Source organism: Exiguobacterium sp. s35 (assembly GCF_018617535.1).
Taxonomy (GTDB): Bacteria; Bacillota; Bacilli; order Exiguobacteriales; family Exiguobacteriaceae; genus Exiguobacterium; species Exiguobacterium aestuarii.
This window is the reverse complement of the sequence record NZ_JACSKI010000001.1, coordinates 1,771,597-1,791,429: the sequence shown is the minus strand read 5'-3', so window position 1 is coordinate 1,791,429 and position 19,833 is coordinate 1,771,597. Positions and strand designations below refer to the sequence as shown.

Sequence of the window (19,833 nt, the reverse complement as noted above, 5' to 3'; positions counted from 1 at the left end):
GAGGAACACCATGCAGTCCATTTATAACTCGGTCAACTCCCTGTCCCAACTTCAACGTCAGTTAGATGTGACAGGTCATAACATTGCGAACGTCGATACGGTCGGCTTCAAACGTCAGCAAGGACACTTCGCATCATTGTTATCGCAAGCGTATGACAACCAGCCGCGTCCTGAATTTGAAGTCGGGCGGGACACACCGAACGGCATTCGCATCGGGGTCGGTGGCCACGTCGCTGATATCACGCAACAATTCAATATCGGACAAGTGCGCATGACAGATCGCGGTCTGGACGTCTTCTTGAAGGCGAGCCGTCAGTTCTTCGTCGTAGACACGCCGAACGGTGTCGGGGTGACACGTAGCGGGAACATGCAACTGTCTGTCGGTAATGAGACGACACTCGTCGATGTGAACGGAAACCCACTTCTCGGGGATGATGGCAATGCAATCACCATGCCGAATGAGGCGACGAAGCATCGCATTCGTCAGGACGGTGTGGTCGTGGCAAGCGTGAACGGTGTCGAACAGGAATTTGGACGACTCGATATCGTGGAAGTCCGAAACACGTCTGAACTGCGTCCGCTCGGCGATAACGTCTTCGCAGCTGACCTTGAGACCGAAGTCGATCGTCCGCTCGGTAACTTATTGATGGAAGGGACACTCGAGTCCTCAAACGTCGATTTGACGAAAGAGATGACGGATATGACCATTACGCAGCGTGCCTATCAAATGAACTCTCGTGCCCTTTCGATGAGTGATCAGATGATGGGACTTGTCACAGCATTACGACCATAAAGCTTTACCGCTTCTCCGTGTGAGAGGCGGTTTTTGTATAACTACTATATGAAAGGGAGGACAGACAGATGCGAATCGTAGTCGCCATGGATTCATTCAAAGGCTCGCTATCTAGCATGGAAGCGAATCAAGCAGTACGTCGTGCGTTAGAAGGGCATGACGTCATCGTCATCCCGATTTCGGATGGAGGGGAAGGATTTCTCGATGCGTGGCTTGCGACACACGTGGATGCGGCGGTGGTAGAAGAACCTGTTCAGTGTCTGGATGGGACAAGGCGAATCGCTCGGTTTGGGTTCGAGCCGTCGACAAAACAGGCGGTCATTGAAGTAGCGGAAACGACTGGATTGACCCTCCTCACGCACGTCGATCCGTGGCGCTATAGTTCGATTGGGGTCGGAGAACAGATCATCCAAGCGCTAGATTATGGTGCGACTTGTATCACCGTCGGACTTGGCGGGAGCGGGACAATCGATGGTGGGAAAGGGATGCTTGAAGCGCTAGGCGCTCGTTTCCTAAATGTGAACGGTACTGTATTACCGTCAATTCCGCATCAGCTTGCGGACATCGTATCCATCGATTGGTCTGGGCTCGATCGGAGAGTGCGCGACGTTGAATGGAGGATGGCCTCTGATGTCCATAACCCGTTGACGGGAGAACGAGGGGCAGCGCATGTGTTCGGCCCTCAAAAAGGGTTGGCGACGGATGACGTGGTGCGTTATGATCAGTTCCTCGACGTTTACGCAAGTTGTTTTGATCAGGACATGAGGACATTTGACGGAGCCGGAGCGGCAGGCGGCATCGGATTTGCACTCTTGCAGCTTGGGGCGACCTATGTGAGTGGCATCGAAGAAGTCGTTCGTTGGTCAAGGTTCGAAGAGCACGTGAAGGGAGCAGATTGGCTCATCACGGGAGAGGGGAAGTTTGATGCACAAAGTTTAGAGGGGAAGGCACCTTATGGATTGGCGCGTCTTGCCCACACATACGGTGTACCGACGCTCGTGTTCGCCGGACAATCTGACTTGACCGCTCATGTGGAGTCTGGGATTGTCGCCGTCTTTCCGATCGTGTCACGCATCATGACACTAGAAGAAGCGATTTGGGAAGCCGCCCCGTTACTGACAAATGCGGTCCAACGGGTTCGCCATGTTATCGAAAAAGCGCTTTGACGATCGTCAAAGCGCTTTTTGCTTGTTACGGACGTTCTTTTAATAAGTCACGAATCTCAGTCAACAACTGCTCTTCTTTCGTAGGAGCCGGGGCAACGGCCTCTTCGACTTCCTTCTCACGTTGGAGACGGTTGATGAGCTTTACAATAAGGAAGAGTGCGAAAGCGATCAAGATGAAGGATACAATCTGTTGAATGAAGTTCCCGTATAAGACGTCCACTCCAAGCACACTCGCTTTTAAGTTAGAGAAATCGATTCCTCCGATAATGATTCCGAGAAGCGGCATAAAGATATCGTTGACGAGCGAGTTCACGATGGCCGTGAACGCCGCACCGAGTACGACGGCGATAGCGAGATCGATGACGTTCCCGCGCATCGCGAACTTTTTAAATTCTTTTAACATAAATGAACCTCCTGACGTTGAATAGCATAAGCGTAGCATATTTTGGCGAAAGACAGAAAATCGTTCAGCTTCTGTCAGGGAAGGATGCTTGTTCGACATTTGTGCATAGGGTAAACTAAAAAGGTAGCAATTTACGCATTTTAATACCAGGTACTAATATGATATAATCATTTTAGCTGAAAGGATGGTTGGACGTGGCGAACGATGAACAAACGAGTTCGGAAGAACAAAAAGGTTCACCAGAACAAGAGACGAAGCAGAAACAGCGATCACGATTGTCGAATCATCGTCGATTCCCGATTTTACTGCGTGTACTTGTCGTTTTGGTGTTGGCGATCGCGATGCTCGCCCTCGGAGCGATCATTGGATATAGCGTCATTGGCGGAGGCGACTGGAAAGATGTGTTTGACATCGAGACGTGGCGCCATATCACCGATTTTTGGCTAACCTCTTAAAGGCGGTGGATGGATGTATACAATTGAGCAAATTAAAGAAGTAATCCCACACAGATACCCGTTTCTGTTAATTGATCGAATTCTCGAAGTCGAGGAAAAGAAACGTGCTGTCGGATTAAAAAATGTCACGGCGAACGAAGAGTTCTTTAACGGGCATTTCCCAGACTATAACGTCATGCCAGGCGTCTTAATTGTTGAGGCACTCGCACAAGTCGGTGCTTTCGCGATGTTGAAAGACGAATCGAATCGAGGCAAGCTCGCCTTTTTCGCAGGGATTGACAACTGTCGTTTCAAACGACAAGTCGTCCCGGGTGATCAGCTTCGCCTTGAGGTAGAAATCATGAAAATTCGTGGGCCAATCGGTAAAGGACGTGCCGTGGCCACGGTCGATGGAGAAGTTGCTTGTGAAGCAGAACTCACTTTCGCCTTGAAGTAAGGAGAAATGGGATGCGTGCTTTAGTAATTGTTTTACTAGTAGGCTTAATGACGATTGTGGGCTGTCAGCAACTGCAAACAGAAGAGTCGAACGAAGAGAACATTGTGTACGAACAGGACGTGAATGAGGCGATGATTGAGAAGCGTGCGGGTCAATCTGATGCGATTGCCGTTTCGCTCGAGCGGACGAACAATACGACGATGCTCTTCACAATTCGTATGCTTGAAAATCGGCGCCTCGACCCGACGACAGTCATGAGTTATGAGGTCGACGGTGAGCGGATTGCCATTCCGTTCGGCGAACTGATTGCAGAACGGGAAGAAGACATTCGAACGTATGAATATCAGACCGATGTTAACCCTGATCTTTTCGTGTCGGATACACTTCCGCTCTTTCATTTAGTGGAGGAAGGCGAGACGGAAGTCACGATTCCGCTCGAAGTCGTCGATTCGACAAACCTTGAATAAAAACAGACGATTTTGTCGAAAATCGTCTGTTTTTTTGTTGAGATTGATTCATTTTGTCCGATACAAAGAGTAAGGACAGAATGGAGGAAATCGAGATGAAACAGAAATCACAGTCGTTACAGACACGCATTTTAGCAGCGATGCTAGTCTTCGTCACCTTGCTCATCGTTTCGTTCGGGGCGGTGCAGTACTTCAGTACGAAGCATTCCGTACTCAGCACGTTGCATGCGACGATGATTGAAGACGGTGAACGGATTAGCGAGACGTTAGATGCGGATACATATGCGTCTTTCATGGCTAATCCGTCAAAAAACGAGCAGTATGAACAGTTGCGAGAATATCTCGATACATATCGCCAACAAATCGGGGCCATGTATGTGTACACGATTGCTACGGCGGGCGAAGAAGTTCAAATTATCGTCGATGGCTTGAGTCAGGCGGATGCGGCCGAGATCGGCACACCGACTACGGCGATGACATATGAAGGGGCAATGGATGCGTTTGAAGGTGAGACCGTCACAACAAACGTCATTGATGACCCGGAATACGGGAAGTATGTGACGGTACTCGTTCCAATCAAACGAGGTAGTGAGGTCATCGGAGTACTCGGGATTGATAAAGCAGCAACAGAAGTCGAGGCAATCACGGGAGATGTGTTAACCGAAAGCTTGCCGCCAATCCTAATCGGACTTCTCGTCTTACTCGTCGTTGCAGCCGTCATTATTTGGCGGTACCTTGGCTGGAAGTTACGACCGCTCCAAGCACTAGAGCGCGTCGCGACATCGATTGCAGAAGGAGACTTGGCGACGGCATCGAAGGATGTAGAGAAGATTCAATTGAAATCGAATGATGAGATCAAGCGTCTGACGGTATCAATGGATAAGATGACCCATATGTTGAAAGACCTCATCTCTGGTATCCAAACGTCGGCGCAGACGGTCCGGGATGAGAGCGGGAATGTCTCGAGCATCTCGGAAGAAGTGAATGACGCGTCTCGTCAAATCGCCTATACGATGGAAGAGATTGCGAGCGGTGTCGAAAATCAAAGTGTGTTGACGATGCGTCTGTATGGTCATATGAATGAATTCTCGACACTCGTCGAGCAAACGACGTCAGACGGAGATCAAGTGAGCGAACAAGCAGAAGTCGTCAGTCGGGTGACGATGGATGGGCTGCGCTATATGGAGAGCGCGGTCAGTCAGATGACACACATCCATGAACAAGTGAAGACGTCGCAAGGACAAGTTCGTGATTTTGAACAACAAGCGGATGAAGTGACGGAGCTCGTCACGATGATTCGTCAAATCTCACAACAGACGAATTTACTCGCATTGAACGCAGCCATCGAAGCGGCACGTGCGGGTGAGCATGGGAAAGGGTTTGCGGTCGTCGCCTCGGAGATTCGGAAGTTGTCGGACAGTGTCGCAGAATCCGTCAGTGAGATTTCGGAAATTGTCGGAAGCGTCAAACAAAATTCGATTGCACTCGGTCAGACGTTCACGGAAAGCATGACGGCAGCCGAGGAAGGAAAAGAAACGCTCGAATCGACGAAGCGTGCCTTCACGGAAATCGAACAGAGTGTCCGGCATATGCAACAGTTAACGAATTCGATGCGTGGGCAACTCGATCGGGTGAAGACGAACCAAGACCATATCCAACACGGTCTATCCGAGATTGCTTCTATCTCTGAAGAGAGCACGGCTGGAAACGAGGAAGTGGCCGCTTCAACAGAACAGATGTCAGCGACGAGTGAGACGATGAACCGTCTCGTCAAGGACTTGTCGACGACAGCCGAATCGATGCAACAGATGAGCCGACAGTTCAAGTTGTAAGCAGTCTCACATCAGACAGACCTCTCTCGTGTCCGTTATAATGGGCGCAAGGGAGGTTTTTTCATGCAACAATTCTCTAGTGAACTGACACAATTTCGCGGAAGTCATTATGACTTCGGGCGATTTCAAGGAAAATATATAAAACGAAGTCAACTGCTCGAGAATCGGACGGACCAGTGGAAACTACGCGTTCCCCGTTTTGAGATTGACGCGACAGAGGCGAAGGCTGCCTTCGACGCAGTTGCTCCGCAGATTTGGGAAGAGTTGATTGGGCTTCAAGACGAGCTTAAACTGTCCCTCAATGATACGTTGCTCCATTTCGGACATTTCCGCGTCAATAATCCGATTAGCGGCTGCTCGATTCTGACCGGGGATAATTTCCTCGTCCGGAACTATGACTATCATCCGATGACCTATGACGGGCGCTACAACGTCTTTCAACCAGATGATGGATATGCCGTCATCGGACCGGTGTCTCGTGTCACGGGCCGCATGGATGGGATGAATGAAAAAGGTCTCGCGATGGGATACAACTTCATCAATCGTCGTCGACCGGGGGACGGGTTCGTCTGTCAAATGATTGGACGCATCATTCTTGAGACGTGTGCGACGGTAGAAGAAGCAGTCGATTTATTAAAAGAGATTCCGCATCGTGGCTCCTTCACGTACGTCGTCCACGACAAGTCGTCGAAGACACGCGTGATCGAGGCGACACCGCGGGATATTCAAGTGCGAGAGTCGAATATATGTACAAACCATTTCGAACTGTTGCAACACGAGAATCGTTACCATCTTGATGATTCCACCCGTCGCATGATGGAAATCAAAGTGGTGCAACATTTGATTCAAGACGCGGAGAGCGCGTTTCGTCTCATGAACGATACCGACAAGGGCGTCTTCTCGGAACTGTACAAGAGCTGGGCGGGAACGATTCATACGGCTGCGTATTTCCCAGAAACGCTCGAGACATGGTTCGCGCTCGGTGGAGACCGCGATCCGGTCATCTTTGATTTCCAAAAATGGCTCGATGGGGAAGACTTTGACTTGCACGCACTTGACGGTGAACTCGCGACCGATATCGAGTTTGCGAATACGGTCCAACTTTGGCGCTGACGTTTGTCAGTGCTTTTTTTGTAGAAACGGGAATACACATAACAGGAGGGATTAAAGATGAAACGATTTGGTATCATACTCATTATGCTCACACTCGTTACACTACTCGGTGGGTGTGTGCCTGGCGACGGGACGTATACGACGGACCCGGCAGGCTTTTTCTGGGGCATCTGGCACGGATGGATTGCACCGATCTCACTCATTTTAGGGTTATTCAATGACACGTATCGGGTGTACGAAGTGAACAATACTGGCTGGTTTTATGATTTAGGATTTTACATCGCTGTCATCAGTGGATTTGGAGGATTGACGTTGACACGGAAGAGTCGGGGATGATCTTGAGTGGCCCAGCGAGGTCACTCTTTTTTAAAATCTTTTTTACCGTAAACGCTTGCATTAAAATATTTTTCATATTATGATTCAGGTGAAAATGATTTTAAGGAGGATTTATTCATGTCACGTCTCTTTGAACGAGCGCAACAATTCGGGAAATCGTTCATGTTGCCAATCGCTGTCTTACCGGCAGCCGGACTATTGTTAGGGATTGGGGGCGCCTTGTCTAACCCAAATACGGTACAAGCGTATCCGTTTCTCGACATCGACTGGTTGCAACATCTATTCACGATTATGGCGGCCGCGGGTTCGATTGTATTTGCGAACTTGGCAGTATTGTTTGCTATCGGTGTTGCTGTCGGACTTGCGAAGTCTGATAAAGGCACGGCCGGTTTGGCAGCAATGCTTGGTTATTTGATTATGAATGCGACCATCAACGCGATGCTGCAAATTACCGGAGAGTTGATGGAAACGAACTTAGCGAGTGCGGGTCAAGGGATGGCACTCGGGATTCAAACACTTGAAACCGGTGTGTTCGGCGGGATATTGATTGGGATTGTCACGGCACTCTTGCATAACCGCTATAATAAGCAAGTCTTACCACAATTTCTCGGCTTCTTCAGCGGATCACGATTTGTACCGATTATCACATCGTTCGTCGCGATAGGTGTCGGGATTGGACTCTATTTTATTTGGCCGACGGTGCAGAATGGAATTTTCTCACTAGGTGGTCTCGTTGAGAAAACTGGTTACATTGGAACATTCATCTATGGGTTTGTCCTACGGATGCTCGGCCCATTCGGGTTGCACCACATCTTCTACATTCCGTTTTGGACGACCGGGCTCGGGGGCTCGATGGTTATCGACGGTACATTGATTGAAGGGACACAAAAGATTTTCTTCGCGCAATTGGCTGATCCAAATACGAGCCAATTTTATGAAGGGACGGCGCGCTTTATGTCTGGTCGATTCATCACGATGATGTTCGGTCTTCTTGGCGCAGCGCTCGCGATGTATCACTGTGCTAAACCAGAGCAAAAGAAAGTCGTATTTGGACTTTTGTTCTCTGCTGCACTTACGTCGTTCTTGACAGGAATCACAGAACCGCTCGAATTCGCGTTCTTGTTCGTAGCACCTGTTCTCTATTTGGTCCATGCCATCTTTGATGGTCTGGCCTTTATGATGGCTCACATCTTCGAGATTACGATTGGTCAAACGTTCTCGGGAGGGTTCATCGACTTTATCTTATTCGGGGTTTTACAAGGGAATGACAAGACGAACTGGATGCTCGTACCGGTCATCGGTGCCTTTTGGTTCTTGCTCTACTACGTAACGTTCCGTTTCCTCATCACGAAGTTCAACTTCATGACACCAGGACGCTCAGATGAAACAGCTAAAACAGCAGACATTGCGGCGTCTGATCGTTCAACAGCCATCATTGCGGCACTAGGTGGCGATGCAAATATTGAAACGGTCGACTGTTGTGCGACACGCCTTCGCGTTACCGTCAACGACAATCAACATGTCCGTGAAGATTTGTTAAAAGAGACGGGCGCTCACGGGGTAGTTCAAAAAGGGAATGGAATTCAGGTAATCTACGGTCCTTCTGTTACAATTATTAAGAATGAAGTCCAAGAGGCGTTAGGCCGGGGCGAATAACGAATGTGTTGGAGGGAAGAATCGTGTGGGAGCAAATGAAACACGTGTATTCAGAAATGACAGACAGTGAGAGAAAGATTGCGGACTATCTCATGGCAAACATGAAAGAGGCCATCGAGATGAACATTACCGATCTGGCAAACGCAATCGCGACTTCTCCAGGAACAATCACGCGATTTTGTAAGAAAATCGGCGTAGGAAGCTATAGCTCACTGAAGCTCATGATGCAAAAGACGTTAACGGAAACGAATTTGCCCCAAACGACTTCACTGGAACCGATGCAGAGGTCGTATATTGAATTGATTCAAACGACCGCTCATTTGATTGATCAGGACGAATTGATTGCTATTTGTAAGGAAATTGTTTCGAGCCGTTCCGTTCATTTGTATGGGTTGGGCAACGCCGGTCTCGTTGCACAAGAGATGGAATATCGATTGAGACGGATGGGCTTACTGGCGACTACGGCGTTTGATAGTCACAGCATGGTCATGGACGCTTCGATTGTCACATCAGAAGATGTAGTCATTGCGTTCTCGAACAGTGGAGAAAGTCGAGAAGTCGTCCAAGCCGTTCAACTTGCAAAAGAATCAGGCTGTACGACAGTGGCGTTCGTCGGATACCAGCATTCACCACTCGCTGAGCTTGTTGACTATCGTTTGTTGACCGCCGGTGCGTCAGGAGAGGCATTCTTAATTAATACCCAACTCCCGCTTCTGTTTACGGCAGATGCGGTGACGAAAACATTGATGGAGACGAATGAAGCATTAAAAGCGCACTATATGCGAACGCTTAAAGCGCTTGATCGTTTAAAAGAAAGAAGTGAGTAATCAGTATGACAACATTACCGACTGGATTGATTGTTTCGTGCCAGGCTTTAGAAGGTGAACCACTCCATAGTGAGTTCATTATGGGACGGATGGCCATTGCGGCCGTTCAAGGGGGCGCCAAAGGAATTCGGGCCAATTCAGCGAAAGATATTCAAGAGATTAAACAACAGGTTTCGGTTCCGATTATCGGAATCGTCAAACGGGATTATGAAGACAGTGACGTCTTCATCACTGCAACGATGAAAGAAATCGAGGAGTTGACTGAAGTCGGCGTGGATGTAATCGCCCTCGATGCGACAAAACGCCTCCGACCGAATGGGATGACACTTCAAGAGTTGGTGCATGCCATCCGCTCGATTTATCCGAATCAATTGTTGATGGCTGATTGCGCGACCCTCGAGGACTGCATTGAGGCAGATCGCCTTGGTTTCGACTATATCTCGACAACTTTGCACGGGTATACAGACGAAACGAAAGGATCTCTCCTCTATCACGATGATTTCAAATTTTTAAAAGATGTGTTAGATCATGTGTCTCGACCAGTTGTTGCAGAAGGAAATATTTTGACACCTGAGATGGCGAAGCGTTGTATGGACTTAGGAGCGCATGCTGTCGTCGTTGGTGGTGCAATTACACGTCCACATCAAATTACCGCACGGTTTGATGCCGCACTTGCTGCTAATGTGAAGAGTTCGTTGTAAGCTCTTTGGAGCGATTTATAGAGACTTTCGATTGATTTACACCTCAATTGAAAGTTTAAAAAAGAGTATATTGCCAGCACACAGTTTGAAAAGCATATGACAAATGATGGAGCGGTCTAGATTTCAGATATCTAGATCGCTTTTTCACACTGTATTTGAGTAAAGGATACAACATGAATAGCATAATCCGTCACAACACCGTCATAACAAAAACATAAAAAATAGAGAGGAGTAGCTAAAAAAAATATAAAGCGTGCTAATCTTTTTTATAGGGTGGTGAAAGCAATGAAACATATCCGTCGTATGCGTGAAACATTTCGAGGAAGACTGTTATTTGATTTTATATTACTCATTATTGTCTCAGGTTTCTTTTCTCTATTAATCTATTTATTCGATACTGTACAAGGGGTGAAGGAAGAATTCATTCAACAAGAAGTGGCTACGAAACAAATGCAGTCGATTGTATACGATTATATTGAGCAAAGTAAACAGATGATACAAACGACTGCAGACAATATCGAAACCCTTCGTTCGACAGGTTCGTTTGTAACTGTTGAACAAGAGATGATTGATCATATCAAAACGCATAACTCACGTTTTGAAAATTTATATATCGCTGATGAGAGTGGACGTACCATCGCTTTTTCACCCAGAGTGAATGAGGACGGACAGTCGAATCTCGGACTTGATTTTAGTAATCGTTTTTACTTCAAACAACTCCAAATGACGAGAGACACCTATGTCTCTCACGTATTCCAAGGACGCGGAGGTAGCCAAAAACCTTTGATTGTCATTGCGACACCGATATTCTCCGAAGGCGATGATATGTCGGGTTACATATTAGGTGCCTTAAGTTTAGAAGGGATTGGAGAGACCTTGATTGCCAACAACTTTAATCAAGAACAATTCCCGGTAGTCGTAGATGATCGAAATCAGATTGTGTTCCATCCAAACACATACCCATCCAATGAAGTGAAAGCGGTTACGATGAATCCGGATGAGCGTGGAGAGCAAGTATGGGGAAACGTTTGGCGAGTTTTTGATGAAGAAAAACAGCAGTCTCAATTTGTCACATATGAGGTGGTGCCCGAATATGGATGGACAGTTTGGATTGCTCGTCCGGTGGAAAGTGTACTAGCTTCCGTTATAAAAACAATTATTCCCAACACATTGTTATTTCTAATGATTGCGACCATTATGTTTATTCTAGGCTCTATACTTTCCCGTAAACTAAATCGCTCGCTTGCGGATTTTGTGAATCAAACCGAACTGCTCGTTGAACACAATGAACCATCTCACGTCGTAAACCACTTGCAATCGATTCGTGCACCGAAAGAAATCATTGAATTGGCTAAACGTTTTGAACATATGGCCGAACATGTTCGGGAAAGCCAAGAAAATTTACGTCAATTGAATGAGGCATTAGAAGAAAAGGTATCCCGCCGAACAAAAGAATTAGAACGAAACAACTTAGAGTTAAAGGCGCTTAATCAATTTATGACATCGTTTCGTCATGCGCCGAACATCATTTCGCTTGTACAAAGCACGTTACAAGAGATGGCATCCATTTTGCCATATCCTTTGTTTGTCTCCTTGCCGAATCAAGTCATTTCAAAAGACGCAATCTTATCACAAGAGAGCCTATGTGAATTTTTAGATGCACAGCAAAAAGGTTATCGGTTTTATAAGAACCATTTATATTTTGGAGGACGTGCAGATGGAATGTTGTTAGTCGGTTTAACAGCCAATCAAACCATCTCCAAACGAGAAGAGATTTTCTTACACACACTTAGTGATGCCTTTTCCATCCTTCTCGATAATAAAGTGTTGGTCGATGAGACAACAAAACAGAATGCCTTATGGAATGCGACGTTGAGTAGTATGTCTGAAGGTGTAATCGTGATGAATGAAGGTGGAGAAATTGAGTATGTGAATCGCTTCATGGAGCTGAATTTCGAGTTATCTCAATCCGATCAAGTGGAGGATTGGAATACGGTTATGAAACTCTATGGAGATGAGAAAGATATCTATAGATTATTTATTGACGATCAAATCTTCCACGTACAACCGTTTTCTGTGATTGGTTCATCCGACACTGTCGGACAAGGGTACATCGTGCGTGACGTCACCCGTGAAGTAGAAATCGATCAATTAAAGGATAATTTAATTTCACTAGCATCTCATGAATTTAAAACACCGCTCACAAACATTCGTGGAAGCGTTGAAACGTTGATGAGGAAAGATGTCTCATGGGACAGCTCATTCCGAACTGAATTGTTACAAGGGATTCAAGAAGATGCACAGCGAATTCGTCAACTCATTGATGACTGGTTAGACATTACTAAAATCGAATCTGGAAACTTTCCTGTAGAACTGGAAGCGGTCTTGTTCATCCCTTATGTAAAAGCAGTCATAAAAGAGCTCCAAATTGAAGAATATACGACGTACGAATGGAATGGACCAACCGTAGTCGAAGTCGATTTTAATCGATTTCGGCAAGTACTCGTCAATTTATTGACGAATGCGGTTCGATACAGTGACGGCTCACCCAAGATTCGGATTCGGACAGAAGAGACGAACGAGTCGTGGCAACTCGTCATTGAAGATCAAGGGATTGGTATTCGTCACGATCATGTAAATCGGATTTTTGATCGCTTTTATCAAGTAGAAATGAAATCAACGAGACGAAAAGGCGGGACGGGTCTCGGGTTAGCAATCTGTAAAGGAATCATCGAAGCCCATGGTGGAGACATTCGAGTCGAGAGTGAGTTAGGTCGTGGGACTCGATTCTTTCTAACAATGCCAAAAGGGGAGGAATAAGCAATGACGACAATTGCCATAGTTGAAGATGAAAAGAAAATCGCACGTTTTGTGGCAGCAAATTTAATTTCGCTTGGATATGAAGTGAAACAATATATCGACGGTAGTCAGTTTTTAGAGGAAATTGAACGGAATCAGTTTGATTTGGTTTTACTCGATATTATGATGCCTCGAATGGACGGGTTCGAAGTGCTACGTCGTCTACGGACAGTGTCGGATATCCCTGTTATTTTGTTGACAGCTCGAAGTCAGTCCAAAGATAAAGTAGATGGATTGAACTTAGGGGCAGATGACTATTTGACCAAACCATTTGCACTTGAAGAATTGTTTGCACGAGTCAAAGCAGTGCTCAGGAGATCAGTTGCCGATGAAGTACTGGAAACGACTGTTCAGATTAAAGGTGTCGAGGTAGATCGTTTACGGAATAGAGTGTTTCATCAAGGGGAAGAAGTCAAGTTGACTCAAAATGAATTCTCCTTATTATCCGAATTGGTCAAGCATCTAGATCAAGTCGTTCAACATCGTGAGCTCTTGCAGTCGGTATGGGGACCTGAATACGGAGAAGAGGTCGAATACTTACGAGTGACTATCGGTCGAATCCGAAAAAAATTAAAAGCTGCCGGCGCCACAGAGGCGGCGGATCAATTAAAGACGTATCCTGGTATCGGCTACGCCTTACTTTCCTAAGCGCCTTCGGGCGTTTTTTTTATGGAATTGTTACGAAGACACCCTGTCTCTTTATGCGTTTCTTACGGGGTGAGACGTAAAGTATACATGTAAGCGATACCAAAAATAGAAAGGAAGTAACCCCATGAGTACATCCCCAGTTTCTCAACCCGTCTTGCAACCTAAGCGAGAACGAATCCCGTATTGGTGGAAAGTCGTCGCGGTCTTTTTCCTAGGCTGGATGTTTATGTATGCGGACCGGACCATCCTCAATCCGGTCATGCCGAACTTGGCTCAAGAGTTCGGGTTGAACAATGCTCAGCTCGGTTTGATTAACAGTGTCTTTTTCCTCACGTACGCCATCGCCCAAATTCCTTCTGGATCACTTGGCGATAAGTTTGGACGAAAACGCATTTTAGTGCCAGGCTTTATTCTTTTCGGATTATTTACCGGAATTACCGGACTTGCTACAACCTTTCTCTTGTTCATGATTGCCCGAGCAATCACAGGACTTGGTGAAGGAACGTATTACGGTCCGCAATATGCCTTATCATCTGAAGCCATTCCAAAGCAATTTTTGACGATTGGAACAGCCATTATCAACAGCGGTATGGCGCTCGGTATCTCGCTCGGTTACATTTCATCAAGTTATTTGACACTCGAACTTGGAATGAGTTGGCGTACCCCGTTTTACTTCATGACAATCCCGACAATTTTAACCGGGATTTTGATTTGGTTTGTCGTCAAAGAAAAACGCCCAGAACGTGTGGAGGCAACAGCTGAAAAATCAGATTTCTCCATCATGAGTTTGTTTAAAAACCGAAATTTATTAGCGACGTTCATCATGGTATTTTGTTCACTCTATGGCTTCTTTATGATCCTCACGTGGTTACCACAGTACTTGCAAGTCGAACGTGGGTTCCAAGGAAGTGACGTTGGATTTATCTCTTCTCTCGTTCCATGGGCTTCTATCCCAGGCGCATTGTTGATTGGATACCTGTCAGACAAGATGGGCAAGAAAAAGCCACTTGTCTTCATACTCGTCCCTCTATCGATTGCTTCGATCTTCGCTGTCGTATTCGTGGAAAGTACACCGCTCTTATTTGCGGCGCTCATCTTATACGGATTGACTGGAAAGTTAGCTCTTGATCCAGTTCTCCTTTCATTCGTAGCGAATAATGCACCAAAAAAAGTATATGGAACGGTGTTTGGTGTCTATAACTTTGTCGGAATGACTTCATCGATTCTTGCACCGTACATCACCGGTTATTTGGTCGATCAATCAGGATCGATGCAAACAGGCTTTTATTTGGCAGCAGTTCTTCTCGTCATCGGGATGATAGCCATGTTGTTCACAAAAGAAACCGTCAAACCGACGGAAGCGTAAGGAGAGAAACGTATGTTAACCACAATCATTCAAGAAAACACATACCAAGATTCGGTGACACTCATGGTGTTGTCAAATCATGTCTCGAGTCTTGAAGGAATCAATAAAGTCTCAATCATGATGGGAACGCCAGCGAACCTTGATATTTTTAAAAGTACAGGTTTTTACACAAGCGAATTAGAAACAGCAACACCGCAGGATATGTGCATCGTTGTAGATTCAGAAACAGATCAGACAGAGCGACTATTGACCGCCATTCACGACTTCTTGAACAATCAAACGAAACAAGATTCAGGAGATAAACAAGAAGCTCGTTCTTGGAAAGGAGCTTTGGAAGAGTTACCCGATGCGAACTTGGCTTTATTGTCGATTCCTGGACAATACGTTGAATATGAGGCGAGAAAGGCGCTCAATCAAGGACTGAATGTTCATATTTTCAGTGACAATGTTCCCGTTGAAGTCGAACGCGAATTAAAACAATATGCTGATCAGAATGGATTATTAGTCATGGGTCCAGACTGTGGGACTGCCTCACTCGCTGGAATTCCTCTGGCGTTCACGAACGTCGTTCAAACAGGACGTGTTGGTATTGTAGGTGCTTCCGGAACAGGGATTCAAGAAGTGGCGACGTTGATTGATCGTCTCGGTGGTGGTGTATCGCATGCCATTGGAACGGGAGGACGTGACTTGTCTACGGAGATTGGTGGAATTTCGATGAAAGCAGGTATACGAGCTCTTGAACAGGATGCATCGACAGATACGATTGTCGTGATTTCAAAACCACCTGCTAAGGAAGTACGAGAAGAAATTGAACAGCTCCTTCAACAGGTGACAAAACCGATCGTGGCTTTCTTTGTCGGTGAACATGGTCTCGCACCAAGACATCACGTCATTTACGCAGATACATCAGAAGAAGCGGCATTATTGGCGCTCGGTAAGTCGACAACTGAACAGAAACGAATGGAACAGGTCTCGAGGGAAGCGACACGGATCGTCGGATTGTTCTCGGGCGGAACGTTAGCTGCGGAAACTGCCGATTTGCTTGCGCTCTCGTTTGGTGTAGAGGCAGACAGAGAACATCGTGACGGATTCTCATTCGATTATGAAGGAAATGTCGTCATCGATTTAGGTGATGACGTCTATACCCAGGGTAAACCGCACCCGATGATTGATCCGTCGACACGTATTGATTTTATTAATCGTTACTGTGATACGGACGACTCGATTGTACTGCTATTAGATAATGTTCTCGGATACGGTTCTCATGAAAACATGGCTGGCGCATTGCTTCCGACGTTACAAGCACTACAGACGTCACGACCAAACGTTCATGTCATCGTCAACGTATGTGGTACCGAGCAAGATCCACAACGTTATAGTGCTCAAAAACAACTTTTTGAATCAGCGGGTATCTTCGTCGCCGAGAGTAATGTCGCAGCTGTTGAATATGCCCTTCATATGATTGGACAACCTGTACCAAAATTCGAGGAGAAAACAATGCCGTCGGTTGAACGGAACACACCCCAAGTAGAGTCGTCGGACGCCATTCAACAATTATTATGTGCACCTAAAGTGATTAATTTAGGACTTCGCTCATTCGCAGACGCAGTAACGAATGAGGGAGGACAAAGTGTGCAATACAACTGGCAACCGACTGCAGGCGGAAAACTACATCTTCAGCGCTTACTCGCGCTCATGTCTTGAGGAGGAAAACAAATGAGTATCGGAGCTATGATTCAAGAAGCAAATGAAAAAGTCGTACAAACCATTCTGAATGGACAGCCATTTTTGACGGATGTCGTTCCGGCCCACACGGTCATTCCGATTTTAAAAGATAAAGTACTGTTACACGCCGGTCCACCGATTGCCTATCACGAGATGACGGGACCAATGAAAGGTGCAGCGATCGGGGCAGTCATATTCGAACAATGGACAGACGATTATGAGGAAGCGGAACAGATGCTCGAGCGTGGTGAAGTGACATTTACCCCTTGCCATCATGTCAATGCTGTCGGTCCGATGGGGGGGATTACATCGGGACACATGCCGGTGCTCGTCGTTGAAAACCGTAATGGTAGCGCCAAAGCGTATTGCACGATGAATGAAGGAATCGGTAAAGTGATGCGTTTTGGTGCGAACGATGCTGAGGTCATTTCACGTTTACACTGGATGAAAGACGTACTCGGTCCAGTTCTTTCAAAAACGTTAAAAGAAACAGGTGAAGGTGTTAATTTAAACGTCATCATCTCAAAAGCGATCACGATGGGTGATGAGTTCCATCAACGGAATATTGCAGCTTCTGTTCTCTTATTGAAAGAGTTAGCGCCTTATTTAATGCTTGCAGATATTGATGATACGGAGCGGCGAGATGTTTTACAGTTCCTCGCGGACACCGATCAATTTTTCTTGAACGTGATGATGGCGACATGTAAAGCCGTGCTAGATGAGGCGCGTCAGCATGAGGAAGGCACGATTGTGACGGCGATGACGCGAAATGGAAAAGAGTTCGGTATTCGCATCAGTGGGATGGGGGACAAGTGGTTTACAGCTCCGGTGAATACACCAGAAGGTCTCTTCTTTACAGGATATAGCCAAGACGATGCCAACCCAGATATCGGAGATAGTGCGATTACCGAAACGTATGGTGTCGGGGGAATGGCGATGGTAGCCGCGCCAGGTGTCACTCGTTTCTTAGGTCGTGCAGGCGCAAGTGAGGCTCAATCAATTAGTGAAGAGATGATTGAAATTTGCGATCGGCACAATTCAAACTTAAGCATTCCATCTTGGGACTTCCAAGGATCTTGCGTAGGAATCGATATTCGAAAAGTTGTGGAAACTGGAATCACACCAATCATCAATACAGGCATTGCGCATAAAAAACCAGGAATCGGACAAGTTGGTGCAGGTACCGTGCGAGCGCCGCTCGCTTGCTTCGAAAAGGCGCTTGAAGCATATGCTGAAAAACTAGGATTGGTTCAGCACGCATGATTCAAATTGGGGCGGTATACAGCTCGTATGCTGCCTCTCTCCTTCATGATGCATTCCATCCTCTTCAAGTCGAAGCCGTTTTTCAAACTGGCTACAATGTTCGGGCAGGCGCAAACCTGCTCTATATTGGAACGACAAAGAATGGTTACGCGCCATTTGGTATTCATATGAAGACGGTGGATCAATTGAAATGGAGAGTAGGCGATTGTTTACTAGTTGGGACGGGAGCGACCATCCATCATATTTCGACTGGTGTGACAGTTTATCCGAATCAAGTGATGAGAATGAAAGTAGAGCGAATTAAGCCTAATCCTGTTCAACTCACAAGAAATATCGAAGAGATGAATCAATCTCTAAAGAAACTTGGACACGATTGGAGTCGAGCTTATCGAGAAAAAGAACAGCCGTTATATGATTATTTGTCGAACATTGGTCAGGAAAAAGGGAAGCAATTGATCGGTTACGGAAAAGGGTTAACCCCGAGTGGTGACGATGTAATCGTTGGCTATATGGCAGCATGTGAAGTGTTAGGGCGACCGATGGGATGGCAGGTGGATTATGTATCAAGCGCCAAATATCGAACGACCCGAAGTTCAGTCGCTTATTATGAAGCAGCATTACGGGGGGAATACACGAACGAACTGAACCGACTGATCACGGCACTTTTAACACAATCACCTTCTGACTGGCAGAGCGACTGGGAACGACTGATTGAGTTTGGTAGCTCATCAGGCCAAGATACGGCATTGGGAATCTATTTAGCATTGACACATGAAATGGAGGACATGGTTAGATGAAAAAACGAATTGTGATTGCCCTTGGCGGAAATGCCATTTTAACAGATGATGGCTCTGCGACCGCTCAACGCGAAGCGATTACTGAAACGGTACGTCACATTGCTGATTTAATCGAAGAAGGACATGAAGTTGTTTTGAGTCATGGGAATGGACCACAAATCGGTGCAATACTGATTCAACAACAAATCGCAGACTCGGAAAAAACACCGGCGATGGACTTAGGGACATGTGGAGCCATGACTCAAGGGATGATTGGTTACTGGTTCCAACAGTTACTGAGAAATGAGTTATCTCGTCGTGGAATGGAGCGTCAAGTCGTCACGATGATCACCCAGTCAGAGGTCGATGCTTCAGATCGAGCATTTACCGAACCAACCAAACCAATTGGTCCTTTCTATACGGAAATGGAAGCCTCGCATATGCGAGCTCAAGGTGAGATGATGGTTGAAGATGCAGGGAGAGGATATAGAAAAGTTGTAGCAAGTCCAAAACCAATTCAAATCGTAGAAGCCCCAGTCATTCAAGATTTGCTTCGTGCCGGTCATCTTGTCATTGCCGCTGGCGGTGGTGGAGTTCCTGTCGTTCGAGAGCAATACACGCTACATGGAGTGGACGCTGTCATCGATAAAGATTTTGCGGCAGCTCAGTTGGCCCAATCAATCCAAGCGACACATCTTATGATTGTAACGGGTGTGCCTAACGTATGTCTTCACTTCAACCAACCTAACGAGGAAAAATTAGAAGAAGTGACCACTTCAAGACTTGAACAGTTGATTGAAGAGAATCATTTTATGGCAGGGAGTATGTTGCCGAAGGTAGAAGCGGCTCTTCAATTTATTCAAGACGACTCTGAACGTGAAGCGGTCATTACCGATATCGCTTCTTTAAAAGGAGCGATATCGGGTACGGCGGGTACGAGAGTTCGATATGATTTTACAGCAGCAGGAATCGTCGACTAAGGTCATTACAAATCGACGACCGATTCAACGC

General features: G+C 46.4%; 19 protein-coding genes. 18 read left to right on the top strand and 1 reads right to left on the bottom strand.

What is annotated here, in order from left to right; genetic code table 11:
• Nucleotides 1–10: 10 nt before the first annotated feature.
• Together KNO75_RS09055 and KNO75_RS09050 are read left to right on the top strand one after the other, a co-directional pair.
• A complete protein-coding gene (locus KNO75_RS09055; RefSeq protein ID WP_214821263.1) occupies nucleotides 11–793 on the top strand; it encodes a flagellar hook-basal body protein in 783 nt (260 codons plus the stop codon).
• A gap of 68 nt (nucleotides 794–861) precedes the next feature.
• Complete coding sequence (locus KNO75_RS09050; protein ID WP_214821261.1) at nucleotides 862–1,959, top strand: glycerate kinase family protein; 1,098 nt, start codon at nucleotides 862–864, stop codon at nucleotides 1,957–1,959.
• A 25-nt stretch (nucleotides 1,960–1,984) separates the two neighbouring features.
• Here KNO75_RS09050 and mscL read toward each other — a convergent pair whose 3' ends face one another.
• On the bottom strand, nucleotides 1,985–2,362 hold the full coding sequence (gene mscL, locus KNO75_RS09045; protein WP_214821259.1) for a large conductance mechanosensitive channel protein MscL: 378 nt from the start codon (nucleotides 2,360–2,362) through the stop codon (nucleotides 1,985–1,987).
• Between the two features lie 194 nt (nucleotides 2,363–2,556).
• On the opposite strand from mscL, the gene KNO75_RS15150 reads away from it, so the two are divergent.
• The 16 genes from KNO75_RS15150 (at nucleotide 2,557) to arcC (ending at nucleotide 19,802) form a co-directional block, all read left to right on the top strand.
• Nucleotides 2,557–2,817, top strand: coding sequence for a DNA-directed RNA polymerase subunit beta (locus KNO75_RS15150; protein WP_214784769.1), 261 nt, complete (start codon nucleotides 2,557–2,559; stop codon nucleotides 2,815–2,817).
• Between the two features lie 13 nt (nucleotides 2,818–2,830).
• Nucleotides 2,831–3,253, top strand: a complete 423-nt coding sequence (gene fabZ / locus KNO75_RS09035; protein ID WP_214786316.1) for a 3-hydroxyacyl-ACP dehydratase FabZ — start codon at nucleotides 2,831–2,833, stop codon at nucleotides 3,251–3,253.
• A gap of 11 nt (nucleotides 3,254–3,264) precedes the next feature.
• A complete protein-coding gene (locus tag KNO75_RS09030) occupies nucleotides 3,265–3,720 on the top strand; it encodes a hypothetical protein (RefSeq protein ID WP_214792970.1) in 456 nt (151 codons plus the stop codon).
• A gap of 95 nt (nucleotides 3,721–3,815) precedes the next feature.
• Complete coding sequence (locus tag KNO75_RS09025) at nucleotides 3,816–5,552, top strand: methyl-accepting chemotaxis protein (protein ID WP_214821257.1); 1,737 nt, start codon at nucleotides 3,816–3,818, stop codon at nucleotides 5,550–5,552.
• Nucleotides 5,553–5,615: 63 nt separating this feature from the next.
• On the top strand, nucleotides 5,616–6,665 hold the full coding sequence (locus KNO75_RS09020; protein WP_214821249.1) for a C45 family autoproteolytic acyltransferase/hydrolase: 1,050 nt from the start codon (nucleotides 5,616–5,618) through the stop codon (nucleotides 6,663–6,665).
• Nucleotides 6,666–6,722: 57 nt separating this feature from the next.
• Nucleotides 6,723–7,001, top strand: coding sequence for a hypothetical protein (locus tag KNO75_RS09015; RefSeq protein WP_012727334.1), 279 nt, complete (start codon nucleotides 6,723–6,725; stop codon nucleotides 6,999–7,001).
• 117 nt (nucleotides 7,002–7,118) lie between these two features.
• Nucleotides 7,119–8,657: a maltose/glucose-specific PTS transporter subunit IIC gene (locus KNO75_RS09010; RefSeq protein ID WP_214792979.1), complete on the top strand. Its 1,539-nt coding sequence runs from the start codon at nucleotides 7,119–7,121 to the stop codon at nucleotides 8,655–8,657.
• Nucleotides 8,658–8,680: 23 nt separating this feature from the next.
• On the top strand, nucleotides 8,681–9,484 hold the full coding sequence (locus tag KNO75_RS09005) for a MurR/RpiR family transcriptional regulator (RefSeq protein ID WP_214792982.1): 804 nt from the start codon (nucleotides 8,681–8,683) through the stop codon (nucleotides 9,482–9,484).
• Nucleotides 9,485–9,489: 5 nt separating this feature from the next.
• Complete coding sequence (locus tag KNO75_RS09000) at nucleotides 9,490–10,185, top strand: N-acetylmannosamine-6-phosphate 2-epimerase (RefSeq protein WP_214816506.1); 696 nt, start codon at nucleotides 9,490–9,492, stop codon at nucleotides 10,183–10,185.
• A 285-nt stretch (nucleotides 10,186–10,470) separates the two neighbouring features.
• Nucleotides 10,471–13,005: an ATP-binding protein gene (locus tag KNO75_RS08995; RefSeq protein WP_214821247.1), complete on the top strand. Its 2,535-nt coding sequence runs from the start codon at nucleotides 10,471–10,473 to the stop codon at nucleotides 13,003–13,005.
• A 3-nt stretch (nucleotides 13,006–13,008) separates the two neighbouring features.
• Nucleotides 13,009–13,692, top strand: coding sequence for a response regulator transcription factor (locus tag KNO75_RS08990; RefSeq protein ID WP_214792991.1), 684 nt, complete (start codon nucleotides 13,009–13,011; stop codon nucleotides 13,690–13,692).
• 124 nt (nucleotides 13,693–13,816) lie between these two features.
• Nucleotides 13,817–15,058 (top strand): MFS transporter, encoded by a 1,242-nt coding sequence (locus tag KNO75_RS08985; RefSeq protein WP_214792994.1) that lies wholly within the window; start codon nucleotides 13,817–13,819, stop codon nucleotides 15,056–15,058.
• Nucleotides 15,059–15,070: 12 nt separating this feature from the next.
• On the top strand, nucleotides 15,071–16,762 hold the full coding sequence (gene fdrA, locus KNO75_RS08980; protein ID WP_214821245.1) for an acyl-CoA synthetase FdrA: 1,692 nt from the start codon (nucleotides 15,071–15,073) through the stop codon (nucleotides 16,760–16,762).
• A gap of 12 nt (nucleotides 16,763–16,774) precedes the next feature.
• On the top strand, nucleotides 16,775–18,046 hold the full coding sequence (locus KNO75_RS08975; protein WP_214821243.1) for a YlbE family protein: 1,272 nt from the start codon (nucleotides 16,775–16,777) through the stop codon (nucleotides 18,044–18,046).
• Complete coding sequence (locus KNO75_RS08970) at nucleotides 18,043–18,843, top strand: oxamate carbamoyltransferase subunit AllH family protein (RefSeq protein WP_214793003.1); 801 nt, start codon at nucleotides 18,043–18,045, stop codon at nucleotides 18,841–18,843. The genes KNO75_RS08975 and KNO75_RS08970 overlap by 4 nt, the downstream gene beginning before the upstream one ends.
• Nucleotides 18,840–19,802, top strand: a complete 963-nt coding sequence (arcC, locus tag KNO75_RS08965; RefSeq protein ID WP_214821234.1) for a carbamate kinase — start codon at nucleotides 18,840–18,842, stop codon at nucleotides 19,800–19,802. The genes KNO75_RS08970 and arcC overlap by 4 nt, the downstream gene beginning before the upstream one ends.
• Nucleotides 19,803–19,833 lie beyond the last annotated feature (31 nt).

What these genes read in the sequence shown, in the direction of transcription:
- KNO75_RS09055 (WP_214821263.1), top strand. Translation starts at nt 11, where the DNA reads ATGCAGTCCATTTATAACTCGGTCAACTCCCTGTCCCAACTTCAACGT.
- KNO75_RS09050 (WP_214821261.1), top strand. Translation starts at nt 862, where the DNA reads ATGCGAATCGTAGTCGCCATGGATTCATTCAAAGGCTCGCTATCTAGC.
- mscL (WP_214821259.1), bottom strand. Translation starts at nt 2,362, where the DNA reads ATGTTAAAAGAATTTAAAAAGTTCGCGATGCGCGGGAACGTCATCGAT.
- fabZ (WP_214786316.1), top strand. Translation starts at nt 2,831, where the DNA reads ATGTATACAATTGAGCAAATTAAAGAAGTAATCCCACACAGATACCCG.
- KNO75_RS09030 (WP_214792970.1), top strand. Translation starts at nt 3,265, where the DNA reads ATGCGTGCTTTAGTAATTGTTTTACTAGTAGGCTTAATGACGATTGTG.
- KNO75_RS09025 (WP_214821257.1), top strand. Translation starts at nt 3,816, where the DNA reads ATGAAACAGAAATCACAGTCGTTACAGACACGCATTTTAGCAGCGATG.
- KNO75_RS09020 (WP_214821249.1), top strand. Translation starts at nt 5,616, where the DNA reads ATGCAACAATTCTCTAGTGAACTGACACAATTTCGCGGAAGTCATTAT.
- KNO75_RS09015 (WP_012727334.1), top strand. Translation starts at nt 6,723, where the DNA reads ATGAAACGATTTGGTATCATACTCATTATGCTCACACTCGTTACACTA.
- KNO75_RS09010 (WP_214792979.1), top strand. Translation starts at nt 7,119, where the DNA reads ATGTCACGTCTCTTTGAACGAGCGCAACAATTCGGGAAATCGTTCATG.
- KNO75_RS09000 (WP_214816506.1), top strand. Translation starts at nt 9,490, where the DNA reads ATGACAACATTACCGACTGGATTGATTGTTTCGTGCCAGGCTTTAGAA.
- KNO75_RS08995 (WP_214821247.1), top strand. Translation starts at nt 10,471, where the DNA reads ATGAAACATATCCGTCGTATGCGTGAAACATTTCGAGGAAGACTGTTA.
- KNO75_RS08990 (WP_214792991.1), top strand. Translation starts at nt 13,009, where the DNA reads ATGACGACAATTGCCATAGTTGAAGATGAAAAGAAAATCGCACGTTTT.
- KNO75_RS08985 (WP_214792994.1), top strand. Translation starts at nt 13,817, where the DNA reads ATGAGTACATCCCCAGTTTCTCAACCCGTCTTGCAACCTAAGCGAGAA.
- fdrA (WP_214821245.1), top strand. Translation starts at nt 15,071, where the DNA reads ATGTTAACCACAATCATTCAAGAAAACACATACCAAGATTCGGTGACA.
- KNO75_RS08975 (WP_214821243.1), top strand. Translation starts at nt 16,775, where the DNA reads ATGAGTATCGGAGCTATGATTCAAGAAGCAAATGAAAAAGTCGTACAA.
- KNO75_RS08970 (WP_214793003.1), top strand. Translation starts at nt 18,043, where the DNA reads ATGATTCAAATTGGGGCGGTATACAGCTCGTATGCTGCCTCTCTCCTT.
- arcC (WP_214821234.1), top strand. Translation starts at nt 18,840, where the DNA reads ATGAAAAAACGAATTGTGATTGCCCTTGGCGGAAATGCCATTTTAACA.